13 protein-coding genes and 1 pseudogene are annotated in these 10,123 nt (G+C 63.8%); 7 read left to right on the top strand and 7 right to left on the bottom strand.

What is annotated here, in order from left to right:
* Positions 1-466: 466 nt before the first annotated feature.
* Together JWN03_RS27525 and JWN03_RS27520 are read left to right on the top strand one after the other, a co-directional pair.
* A pseudogene (locus tag JWN03_RS27525) lies at positions 467-718 on the top strand (WhiB family transcriptional regulator); the annotation flags it as partial.
* A gap of 224 nt (positions 719-942) precedes the next feature.
* Positions 943-1,638 carry an alpha/beta hydrolase gene (locus JWN03_RS27520; RefSeq protein ID WP_297621126.1) on the top strand — a complete coding sequence of 232 codons (696 nt, stop codon included), beginning with the start codon at positions 943-945 and terminating at the stop codon, positions 1,636-1,638.
* 1 nt (position 1,639) lies between these two features.
* Here JWN03_RS27520 and JWN03_RS27515 read toward each other — a convergent pair whose 3' ends face one another.
* Complete coding sequence (locus tag JWN03_RS27515) at positions 1,640-1,969, bottom strand: cupin domain-containing protein (RefSeq protein WP_297621135.1); 330 nt, start codon at positions 1,967-1,969, stop codon at positions 1,640-1,642.
* A gap of 168 nt (positions 1,970-2,137) precedes the next feature.
* Between JWN03_RS27515 and JWN03_RS27510 the strand changes: the two genes are divergently transcribed.
* Entirely contained in the window at positions 2,138-2,575 is a 438-nt protein-coding gene (locus tag JWN03_RS27510) for a GNAT family N-acetyltransferase (protein WP_297621123.1), read from the top strand.
* Between the two features lie 116 nt (positions 2,576-2,691).
* Entirely contained in the window at positions 2,692-2,961 is a 270-nt protein-coding gene (locus JWN03_RS27505; protein WP_297621120.1) for a hypothetical protein, read from the top strand.
* 15 nt (positions 2,962-2,976) lie between these two features.
* Here JWN03_RS27505 and JWN03_RS27500 read toward each other — a convergent pair whose 3' ends face one another.
* Complete coding sequence (locus JWN03_RS27500) at positions 2,977-3,717, bottom strand: SDR family oxidoreductase (RefSeq protein WP_297621117.1); 741 nt, start codon at positions 3,715-3,717, stop codon at positions 2,977-2,979.
* Between the two features lie 120 nt (positions 3,718-3,837).
* Complete coding sequence (locus tag JWN03_RS27495; protein WP_297621114.1) at positions 3,838-4,788, bottom strand: SDR family NAD(P)-dependent oxidoreductase; 951 nt, start codon at positions 4,786-4,788, stop codon at positions 3,838-3,840.
* A gap of 120 nt (positions 4,789-4,908) precedes the next feature.
* Here JWN03_RS27495 and JWN03_RS27490 point away from each other — a divergent pair, with 120 nt between their 5' ends.
* Complete coding sequence (locus JWN03_RS27490) at positions 4,909-5,511, top strand: TetR/AcrR family transcriptional regulator (RefSeq protein WP_297621111.1); 603 nt, start codon at positions 4,909-4,911, stop codon at positions 5,509-5,511.
* On the opposite strand, the gene JWN03_RS27485 is transcribed toward JWN03_RS27490, so the two are convergent.
* Positions 5,480-5,908 (bottom strand): nuclear transport factor 2 family protein, encoded by a 429-nt coding sequence (locus JWN03_RS27485; protein WP_297621108.1) that lies wholly within the window; start codon positions 5,906-5,908, stop codon positions 5,480-5,482. The two genes, JWN03_RS27490 and JWN03_RS27485, sit on opposite strands and share 32 nt — an antisense overlap.
* Positions 5,909-6,079: 171 nt before the next feature.
* On the opposite strand from JWN03_RS27485, the gene JWN03_RS27480 reads away from it, so the two are divergent.
* Both JWN03_RS27480 and JWN03_RS27475 read left to right on the top strand, forming a co-directional pair.
* A complete protein-coding gene (locus tag JWN03_RS27480; RefSeq protein WP_297621105.1) occupies positions 6,080-7,549 on the top strand; it encodes an FAD-dependent monooxygenase in 1,470 nt (489 codons plus the stop codon).
* A gap of 44 nt (positions 7,550-7,593) precedes the next feature.
* A complete protein-coding gene (locus JWN03_RS27475; RefSeq protein WP_297621102.1) occupies positions 7,594-8,376 on the top strand; it encodes an antibiotic biosynthesis monooxygenase in 783 nt (260 codons plus the stop codon).
* Between the two features lie 15 nt (positions 8,377-8,391).
* Here the strand turns inward: JWN03_RS27475 and JWN03_RS27470 are convergent, their stop codons facing one another.
* From JWN03_RS27470 to JWN03_RS27460, 3 genes are all read right to left on the bottom strand, one after another.
* Complete coding sequence (locus tag JWN03_RS27470; RefSeq protein ID WP_297621099.1) at positions 8,392-9,027, bottom strand: TetR/AcrR family transcriptional regulator; 636 nt, start codon at positions 9,025-9,027, stop codon at positions 8,392-8,394.
* An 83-nt stretch (positions 9,028-9,110) separates the two neighbouring features.
* Entirely contained in the window at positions 9,111-9,662 is a 552-nt protein-coding gene (locus tag JWN03_RS27465; protein WP_297621097.1) for a cupin domain-containing protein, read from the bottom strand.
* 125 nt (positions 9,663-9,787) lie between these two features.
* Complete coding sequence (locus JWN03_RS27460) at positions 9,788-10,120, bottom strand: EthD domain-containing protein (protein WP_297621094.1); 333 nt, start codon at positions 10,118-10,120, stop codon at positions 9,788-9,790.
* Positions 10,121-10,123 lie beyond the last annotated feature (3 nt).

The following is a 10,123-nucleotide window of genomic DNA, read 5'->3' as shown; positions in this document are numbered from 1 at the left end:
CGGCAATCGCCGATACGGCTGTCGCCCGATTCCTGGGCAACTCCATGCCACTGCCAATTGGCACAGGATCGCCCACGAATGAGCCTTTGGCGATCCCTCAGCAACTCGGATCAGTCGCATTGAAGAGCAATGGCATGGGGCCGAACTCCGCAGCGAACTGGAAGATGCGTAACAGGCCTCGTTCTGAAGCGGCTGTACGACAGCGGGTTACATGGACCGATGCGACGTGGTGAGGGCCTTTTTGGAACGCGTTCGGCTATTCGGCCCGGCCAGCCGATCTCGTTCAAGAAGAGCTAGCGATTGCTGAACAGTAACTATCAATGTATGTTCGTCGCATCATGCGGCTCATAGCACTTGGCAACACCACTTTTCAGAGTTGCCGCAGATGTTCCGGGGGGACAGACCCGGATGCAGCACGATTTCAAAGGCTCCGACGACACACGACACGTTGACCGAAGGCGTTGAGATGAAACAGCAACCGATGACTGGGCGATCACTGTTCAATCTGGACGAGCTCGGCCCCCAGCGCTGGCGCGAACAAGCACTGTGCGCCCAAACCGATCCGGATGCATTCTTTCCCGAGGTGGGCGGTTCCGGCCGAACCGGCAAACGCATATGCGAGGGCTGCGATGTACGAAAGCAGTGCCTCGACTACGCACTTGCCCATGACCAGCGCTTCGGAATCTGGGGCGGTATGACGGAGGCCGAGCGCCGCCGTTACTCGCAGCAGCGCAGGCTCGGGGCATCGACAACTCCGTTCATCGCGCCGGAGCCGCATATCGGAGTGGATCAGGGGCATCGGGCGCCGCGCTGACGGGGGTCGCGCGGCGGCTGTTAGTGTGATCGAAAGGGAAGGAAGTTCGCACGATTAGTGCAGATCTGATCAAGTCGAGGTAACCATCAGTTGCGCGCGCCCCGGTGCGCCGAGAGAGGGGTTCCGATATGACGATCAAGCCGACAATCGTACTGGTGCACGGCTTTTGGGGCGGCGCCGCGCACTGGGCGAAGGTGATCGTCGAACTCGACAAGCGGGGCTACCAATCGCTCTTCGCCGTGGAGAACCCGCTGACATCCCTGGCCGATGACGCCGAACGCACCCAGAAGATGATCAAGCAGGTCGACGGGCCCGTTGTGCTGGTCGGCCATTCCTACGGCGGTGCGGTGATCACCGAGGCCGGTGACCTGCCCAATGTGGCCGGCCTCGTCTATATCGCGGCCTTCGCGCCCGACGCCGGGGAGAGCCCCGGCCAGATCACCGAAGAACTGGCCCCTGCGGCGGCCGCCAACCTCGCACCCGACTCCGACGGCTATCTGTGGGTCAAGCAGGACAAATTCCACGAGAGCTTCTGTCAGGATCTCTCGGCGGAGGAAGCACTCGTCATGGCCGTGACCCAGAAGGCTCCCCTGGCGACCACCTTCGGTGACAATGTCACCGCACCCGCCTGGAAGGCCAAGCCGACCTGGTACCAGGTATCGACCGCCGATCGAATGATCAACCCCGACAATGAACGTCGCATGGCCGAGCGGATGAACCCGCGCAAGATCATCGAGCTGGACGCCGGGCACGCCTCCCTGGCCTCCCAGCCCGGCCCGGTCACCGACCTGATCGACGAAGCAGCACGCGCCCTGACCGTCTGACTCAGCCCTCCGGGTAGAACACGAACAATGTGCAGCCAGTAGCGGATTGCGGGATATGCGACGAACCGGCCGGAGCATGAATGAAGGAACCGGCCGGATAGTCGCGGAACCCGTCATTGAAAATCCCCGAAACAACGAAGACTTCCTCAGGCCCCGGCTCGTGCAGATCGATCCCCTCCCAACAGGTTCCGGGATCCATCTCCAGCACATGCGCCTTGGCGCCGTTCACCCCGGTCCACAGCGGCCGCGCCCGGATACCCGGAAACACTTCCAGTACTGGTACATCCGCAGAGTCGACGTACTCGTAGCCGGGAAATTCGGTGATCTCCATATCGACCCCAACCACCGCCGCCCACACCGTATTCCGCACAGGTGACCGCCAAATTCGGTAACGCCCGGGACAACTGAGCGCCGGCACAGCGGAGGCAATCAGGTGTAGTTCGAACGTTCCTCGATCTCAGTACGGTAGCGGGCGCGAGGTGGACAGTAGGGTGTCTGGGTGGCTGTCACGGTGGAGACATTGAGTGTGATCGACGATGAGGTCGTCGAGGCTTTCGATCAGCTGTTGCCTCAGTTGTCACAATCGGCGGCGAGGCTTGATCGCGAAGCATTGAGGCAGTTGGTCTCTGGGGAGGCGACTACCGTGCTGGTCGCACTAAGTGACGGGAAAATTGTCGGGACGTTGAGTTTGGTGATGTTCCGGATTCCTTCTGGTCTTCGGGCACGCGTCGAAGATGTGGTGGTGGCTGATGCTGCTCGGGGACAAGGGGTCGGGGCGATCCTGATCGAGGAGGCTAAAACTCGTGCCGGCGCCGCCGGAGCCAGGACACTCGATCTGACCTCGCGGGCATCGCGGAATGCGGCCGGCAGGCTGTATGAGCGGCTCGGTTTCCGGCGGCGAGAATCGGAGATCTATCGGTTCTCGCCTAATTTGTGAGGCGCGGTCGCGCGACGGGGGTTCTGGTGCCGGTGGTTTCTTGGTCTCGCATTTTGGAAGGTTCGGCGTCTAGCTTTTTGGAGCGAAGGACACTGCACCCTAAGGAGACTCGACTGATGATCACCCCTATCCGGACTGCGGTGGCTGCCGCGAGCGTGTTCGCGGGGCTGCTCGCGCCTGCCGCTATGGCTGCTGCTGAGCCGTTGGCGCTCGCGCCGGTACAGCAAAGCGGCGAATCTGTTGCGGGGCCGGGGAGTACCGGATCGTTCGACCCGTCACCTACCGGGTCGGCGAACCTGATCAAGGCGTTCCAGACCGGGTCGGGTCAGTGCAACAAGTTGCCGATCCCGAGCTTCGACGGGTCGGCTGCGCCCTGGTGCGGTTAGCCGGAATGGCGCCAGTCAGGCGCGACCGGCGGTCATACCGCCGTCGACGACGTACTCGGCACCATTGCAGTAGCTGGATTCCTCGCTGGCGAGAAAGACGACGAGTGGGGTTACCTCTTCGGGGATACCCAGTCTGGCAAGGGGATTCGAGCCGCGGTCGACGGTGACTTCGCCGGTTGCGCCGAGCATCGGGGTGAGGATGCCGCCTGGGTGGACAGAGTTGACCCGGACGCCGTGGGGGGCCAGTTCCAGGGCCGCCGACTTGGTCAGGCCGCGGACGCCGAATTTGGATGCGGTGTAAGCGTGTACGCCTGCGACACCCTGGATTCCGGCGGCCGAGGAGATGTTCACGACGGCGGCGGGACGTGCCGCCACCAGTGCGTCGCGGGCGGCGGTGAGGCCGAGGAACGGTCCGGTCAGATTGACGGCAATGACTGTCTGCCACTGCTTTTCGGTGTACTCACCGAGTGGGCCACCGTCGAAGATCCCGGCGTTGTTGACCAGAACATTGAGTTTGCCGAAGCGGCGGACGGTTTCGGCCACCGCCGCCGCCCAGTCCTCGGAGCGGGTGACGTCCAGGTGGATGTAGGCGGCCTGGTCGCCGAGTTCTTCGGCCAGCCGCGCGCCCGGCTCATCGGTGATATCGCCGATCATTACGGCGGCGCCCTCGGCAATGAAGGCGCGGGCGTGTGAGGCGCCCATTCCCGATGCCGCGCCGCTGATCAGCGCGACACGACCGGACAGTCGGCCACTCATGAGTGTCTCCTCGATCGGTGTGGTCGGCCGTCACGTACTCGACACGACCTTCTGAACCATGCCGAGAAGTGAAACACGTGTCAATCAGTAATTCAATCGTTGATTGAATTACCTGGATCGCTATCGCCGTCCAGCAAGCGCGTCGAGGGAGACCTGCCACAGCCGGGCGGCATTGCCCGGGTCGAGCGCATACGCGGCCACACCGCGCCGAATGCCGGGCTGGTGGGGTGCGGCCTCGTTGCAGTCCTCGAAGTAGCGGCCGCTCACCCCAGCCAGCAGCGGCGAGGTGGCCAGCAGCACCGAGGTGGCCGCGCCTTGCACCGGCGTCTTCCACGACACCGCGGTGCTGTTCGGCTCGAACGATGCGGGCGCGCTCTGCACCTCACCGATATGCCTGCTCAGATTGGTGGCCGGGATTCGGCCCGGGTTCAAGGCATTCACGGTGATCCCGTCGGCAGCCCAGCGTTCGGCCGCCTCGACCGCGAACAGGATATTCGCTGTTTTGGACTGCCCATACGCCTCCCACGGGTCGTAGGGACGCCGCTGGAAGTGGATGTCGTCGAACACGATCTGCCCGTTCAGATGACCCACCGAGCTCACTACGACAACCCGGGCGTTCCCCGCCGCCGCAAGCGAGTCACGCAGGCCACTGGTCAGCGCGAAATGGCCGAGATGGTTTGTGGCGAACTGCATTTCCCAGCCCTGCGGGGTCCGCAGCTCAGGCGTCGCCATGATGCCCGCATTGTCGACGAGGATATGCACCGGCCCGTGCCAGTCGGCGACAAACGCCACTATCGATGCCTGGTCTGCGAGATCGAGCGGCGCAATATGGATCTTGTTATTGCCGGTGTCGCCGACGATGTCCTCGGCAGCGACTTTCGCGGCTTCGATATTGCGCACAGCCAAGGTCACCTCGGCGTTCGCGCCGGCGAGGGCACGCGCCGTCTCGGTACCGATCCCGGACCCGCCGCCGGTGACGATCACGCGGTAGCCCGTAAGGTCCAGGCCCGCAATGACTTCCGACGCGGTGGACTGCGCACCGAACGGCGTGGTGACGCGACTATTACCCATCACACTGCTTCTTTCCTGGTGAGGCGCCCCGACGCTCTACACTGATAAACGGAGCCGGGTCCGCTTACCCAGCATAAGCGGACCCGGCTCCGTTTATCAACCGTCAGGAGACTTCGGCAGATGCCCACCGCGAACTCTCGGCCTCTGCGCGCCGACGCGCAACTCAATCACGACCGCGTACTCGAAGCGGCCGCGCATGCCTTCGCCCGGGAGGGGACGCAAGCCTCACTCAAAGCGATCGCCAAGGACGCGGGCGTCGGCATCGGCACGCTCTACCGCCGCTTCCCCACCCGCGAGACCCTGGTCGAGGCGACCTACCGCAACGAAGTCACCAAGCTGTGCGACTCAGCACTCGACCTACTGTCGAATGCGCCTGCACCACAAGCACTCCGAACATGGATGGACCATTTCATCGACTTCATGGCGACCAAGAACGCGATGGCGGACGCCCTGCGCACCCTGCTCGTCTCGGAAGCCGACATCATGCACACCCGCGCGCTGCTCGCCGACGCCCTGGCGACACTCCTGGCCGCGGGCGCCGCAGACAAGACGGTCCGATCGGATGTCGACCCGAGCGACGTATTGATGAGCTTGGGCGGAATCACGCTCATCGCAGGAGAACTCGACCAGCGCGATCTGGCCGGCAGGCTGTTGGACCTATTGATGGACGGCCTGCGCTACCTCCCGACGGCTAACGGCCGCGCGGGTACAGATGTCTGCTGACGTCGCCGACGAGATCGACATGCACTCGGCGCTCGACAAAACGCCAGCGCCCGTCACGCCGGGCGAAACTGTCGCGGTAGCGGCCACTGGCGATGGGCTGCAACGGTAATTCAGGCAAGGCCTGCAGGACCGTGAAGTAGCTCCGGGATGCCGCTGTGCCCGCGGCCTCGTCCACCTCTATGGCGAGATTGGTGGTGATGTGTTTGGTCCGGGGCGTGCCGTCCTCGTAGACGATGACTGTGGCGCGGAACATCGCCTCGATCGCCTCGGCTCCACTGACCGATCCCCCGCTACTGCCGAAACTGGCATCGGCGAGCAGTGCACCCAGCCCTGCGAAGTCGCCGCCGTCCACCAGTTCGGCGTAGGCGGCGATCAGATTCTCGATGGCTCTGGTCATGTACTCACCTTCGGTTCGTTGCCGCGTCCATTGTCGAGCGGGTGGCCCGTCCGTGCGTTGAATCCCGAAAAGTGGGGCCACCAAAGAGGAATGAACGTTTGCGCCAACGGTTCCGAGGGGACTACTCTCCTAGCTATACGGAAACGATCGTTTCGTTTTTAGGAGAAGGCGATGACATCCACTCCGCTGCTTCCCACCCAGACCGATGTGCTGATCGTCGGCGCCGGTCCGGCGGGACTGACACTCGCGGCAAGCCTGCGCCAGCTGGGCGTGGACTATGTGGTGATCGACCGCGTCACCGAGGTTCAGCCCGGCAGTAAAGCGGCGGCCGTGCAGCCTCGCACCCTGGAATATCTCGAACGGATCGGTGTCAGTGCGCGATTGGTCCAGGCCGGGGATCGTGGGCGCGGGTTTCGATTGCACGATCGCGACAGGACACTGCTGCGGGCCAGCTATGACGGTCTACCGACGCCGTACCCCTTTGTACTGCTGATCTCCCAGCAGACCACCGAGGAGCACCTGCTGCGGCGCTTGACCGAACTGGGCGGCGGAGTGCATCGAGGTCACAAATTCCTCGGCGCTACCACCGACTTCCCGGGGATGGTCGCGACCGTCGCGGGACCGGACGGCATGCTGCGCGCGATATCCGCGCGCTACATCGTCGGCTGCGACGGCGTGCACAGCGCGGTCCGGACGACAGCGGGCATCGATTTTCCCGGCGCGGCGCGCGAGCAGCGCTTCGCCATCGCCGATGTTCGGCTGAGTCTCGACGGCGGTGACGACGCCAAGTCCGACACCACGTTCTACCTGTCCGCCAACGGCATGCTGCTGCTGTCCCCGCTGGCCGGCGGACTGCATCGCATTGTGGCCTCGGTGCCCAGCACGGCGCCTCCGACACTCACCGACGTCGAACGCGTTCTCGCCGAACGTGGTTCGCGTTCCAGCGATTTCCGGGTGCTCGAAGTGGTGGCCGCGTCGACCTACCGCGTGCAGGAAAGGGTGGCTGCTCGTTTTCGTGCCGGCAATGTCTTCCTGGTCGGCGATGCCGCGCATACGCACAGCCCAGCGGGAGCGCAAGGCATGAATACCGGCATACAAGACGCCGGAAATCTGGCGTGGAAACTACACGCGGTACTGACGGGGCTCGCTCCGGTCGACCTGCTGGACAGCTATCACCGCGAGCGGCATCCGATCGCGACCGGAATGGTCTCCTTCACAAGCCAATTCGCGACGCTGGCAAATCTGCGCGACCCGGCCGCGGGCGAGCTCCGCAATCGAGTCCTGGCCGCTGCCGCCGCAACGCCCGGCGTCACCGAATGGATCACCACCAAACTCGCCCAACTCGATATCGCCTACACCGATGAGCCCGACCATGGATCACCGCGTGTCGGAAGGCGGGTCTCACCACAAATCGTTCCCTCAGCCGGTCTGAACTGGACTCTTGCACTGCCCAGCGACGGCGGGCCGACATCGGCGCACCCTGACCAGCAAGGGGTGGTGAGCGTTCAGCACATACCCGGACTCGACAGGCCACTGCTGGTCCGGCCGGACGGATATCTGGCCTCGGACAGCGCCCCGACCAGCGTTAGCTCTGTGCTGCAAGATCTTTCGAGCTATCCGCCCCTGCTCCCCATTCGATAACGCCACCGCATCCGAATCACGCTTCCCACGGAGTTGATCTGATCATGAGCGCATCTGCGAACCCGACACACAGCGGAATCCATCACCTCAAACTGCCCGTCACCGACCTGGAGCGCAGTGCCGACTGGTACCGCACCGTCCTCGGCGCGCGCCGACTGACCGAGCTCGATCACCGCCGCGGCGACGGCACGCTCTTCGCCATTATCCTCGACATTCCCGGCTTCCCCGGCCGCCTGGAACTGCGGCTGGATCCGGTTATCGCCAAGGCCCTCAACGGTTATGACCTTCTCACCCTGTCCGTCGCGGATCGAGTGGCAATCGACGACTGGGTTACTCGACTCGATACCCTCGGCATCCCGCATTCGCCGCCGATCGTCGCATTGATCGGCTGGCTGCTGGTGGTCCCCGACCCCGACGGGCTCCGGCTGCGCTTCTACACCACCGAGCCCCACGGATTGGGCGCCAATGCGGTGGAGGTCGATTCACCCTGGCTCGGCGCTGGAATTGTCGCCGAAACATCGAGCACCGCAGTCGATTCCACCGTGTGCGCGGTCGCCAGGCTCACGGCGCTGCCCGGCTACCGAGACCAGGTACTGGCCCGGATGCGGTCACTGGAAGACGTCATCCGGCAGGAGGACGGCTGCCTTGCCTACCTAGTGCACACGGAGAACGATCATCCGAACACGATCGTTGTCTACGAGTCATGGGCCAGTCAGACGGCGCTCGACGCACACCACAAGACTGCCCATATGGAGCTGTTCGCTAAATCCACTATGCCCCTGGTGGATTGGCCACCACAGCAGGATCTACTCACACCGCTGACCTGACGGCCGGGCTGGAGTTCACGCCGGATTTTGGACGCGAGCCCCGGCCCGAAGCGGAGTGGCGGAGGCGAAACCGCTTATGCCGGCGATCAATTGCTGCGCCGAGGAGCCGTCGCCGAGGTGTTCCAGAACGATCAGGCCGGGCATCAGGGTCGTCAATAATGCTGCCACAGCGTCGATATCGGCGCCCGGCGCAATGTACCCGGCAGCCTGCCACCGCCCGGCGAGCTCAGCGAAGTTCGCCCGGGTGGAGCGATAGTAGGCGTTGACCAATTCGTGCAGGTGCGGGCGACGAAGCGCCTCGGTCCAAGCCTGCATGGCCAATTGCGAGAGGTCGTACCCTTCCTGCGCTCCCCTGCTGTGCAGGTCGGTCACCAGGACGGTGATCGTCTCATCGGGGGTCGGCGTCGGGTCAGCGGCCAGCAATCGGTCGAACAGACTCCCGATGAGCTCGAGCGCCTCCTCCGCCGTCGCATCGATGAGTTCGTCCTTGCTACGGAAGTAGCGGTAGACGGCGCTCGAGGACAAGCCGGTCGCGGCGATGATCTGGTCCATCGACGCCGCATGGAAGCCATCGCGCGCGAAACACGCCCAGGCACTCGTCAGCACGTGACGACGCCGTTTGGCCCAAAGTTCCTCACTGATGCGCGGCATAACCCTCAGCCTAAACAAGAACGACCGTTTCGCGCAGGACGCTAGGCTTCCGCTCCGGTGGATGGCCTGCCTCGCCGCCTAGGTCAGGCAGGCGGTGGTGGCAAAAGCTCGGTACGGAATCGAGGCGCCAGCGATTGCACCTTGGCGACAAAGGCGCCCTGCGCGTCCGCGTCGAGAGGTTCCGGCGGATCGACACGAGACTTCACGGCTTGCCCGACGAGGACGAAGAATTCGTCCTGACCCGCGGGGGCACACATACACAGCAGGCGTGCGGGGCTGTCGCCGAGATTTCGGAAGCTGTGGGGCGAGTTGGCGGGCACATTGATCGTCTCCCCCGCCCGCGCGGTCAGCGTCTGTCCGCGAAAGGTCACCTCGACCTCGCCCTCCAGCACGGAAAACATCTCCTCGAAATCGTGCCGGTGCGGCGGCGGGCCGCCGCCCGGCGGGACATGCATATCGATCAGCGTGTACTTGCCATCCGTATCGTCCCCACCGACCAGGATCGTGTAGGTATCACCCACCAAACCGATATGCGGCAGGCTCTGGTCCTGATCGGGCCTGGCCACAGTGAGATCACGCGACAGATCGTCAGGCGGAACAGCAGCGAACGAATCCGGCGTCGGGTCATCGATCATGGCGTCTCCTCGAGAGCCTGGACAATCGGATAGTCTCGTCCGCTTCACTGTAGCGGCGTTCTCACCAACCTAGGTGAAAGCTGTTCGATGAGTGCGTGATTGACGAAAGGCCCGGCCGGGCTCGGTCAGACCAATCGCACGGTACGTTCGACAATCGCCGGATGAATCCCGGCGGACGTCGCACGCATGTACGCCTTCCGCAATTCGTGCGCGGCCCGATAGCTGTCGGTGTCGAGAGCCTTGCGCATCTCCTCCTGCGAGTCGAAGCTGATCCGGACGATGGCATCGATCGGATCCTCCACGCCGTCGGTGCTGACGTCCGCCAGGTAGTACTGGACGTACTCCCTGGTCTGCGGAAGCCTGCCGTACGTCGGCCCGTATTCGAGTTCCATGAAGCGCCGAAAGTCCTCGGTGGACACTTCGGGCCGCTTACGGATCACAGTCATCATCGTGAACATGTC

The sequence above is a fragment of the Nocardia sp. genome (assembly GCF_025465275.1).
Lineage (GTDB): Bacteria > Actinomycetota > Actinomycetes > Mycobacteriales > Mycobacteriaceae > Nocardia.
The sequence above is the reverse complement of the archived record's forward strand: the minus strand, read 5'-3'. Positions and strand labels throughout refer to the sequence as shown.

Excerpts from the sequence above, each read along its gene's own strand:
- JWN03_RS27520 (WP_297621126.1), top strand. The coding sequence starts at position 943 with ATGACGATCAAGCCGACAATCGTACTGGTGCACGGCTTTTGGGGCGGC.
- JWN03_RS27460 (WP_297621094.1), bottom strand. The coding sequence starts at position 10,120 with ATGTTCACGATGATGACTGTGATCCGTAAGCGGCCCGAAGTGTCCACC.
- JWN03_RS27470 (WP_297621099.1), bottom strand. The coding sequence starts at position 9,027 with ATGCCGCGCATCAGTGAGGAACTTTGGGCCAAACGGCGTCGTCACGTG.
- JWN03_RS27465 (WP_297621097.1), bottom strand. The coding sequence starts at position 9,662 with ATGATCGATGACCCGACGCCGGATTCGTTCGCTGCTGTTCCGCCTGAC.
- JWN03_RS27480 (WP_297621105.1), top strand. The coding sequence starts at position 6,080 with ATGACATCCACTCCGCTGCTTCCCACCCAGACCGATGTGCTGATCGTC.
- JWN03_RS27495 (WP_297621114.1), bottom strand. The coding sequence starts at position 4,788 with ATGGGTAATAGTCGCGTCACCACGCCGTTCGGTGCGCAGTCCACCGCG.
- JWN03_RS27475 (WP_297621102.1), top strand. The coding sequence starts at position 7,594 with ATGAGCGCATCTGCGAACCCGACACACAGCGGAATCCATCACCTCAAA.
- JWN03_RS27500 (WP_297621117.1), bottom strand. The coding sequence starts at position 3,717 with ATGAGTGGCCGACTGTCCGGTCGTGTCGCGCTGATCAGCGGCGCGGCA.
- JWN03_RS27505 (WP_297621120.1), top strand. The coding sequence starts at position 2,692 with ATGATCACCCCTATCCGGACTGCGGTGGCTGCCGCGAGCGTGTTCGCG.
- JWN03_RS27490 (WP_297621111.1), top strand. The coding sequence starts at position 4,909 with ATGCCCACCGCGAACTCTCGGCCTCTGCGCGCCGACGCGCAACTCAAT.
- JWN03_RS27485 (WP_297621108.1), bottom strand. The coding sequence starts at position 5,908 with ATGACCAGAGCCATCGAGAATCTGATCGCCGCCTACGCCGAACTGGTG.
- JWN03_RS27515 (WP_297621135.1), bottom strand. The coding sequence starts at position 1,969 with ATGGAGATCACCGAATTTCCCGGCTACGAGTACGTCGACTCTGCGGAT.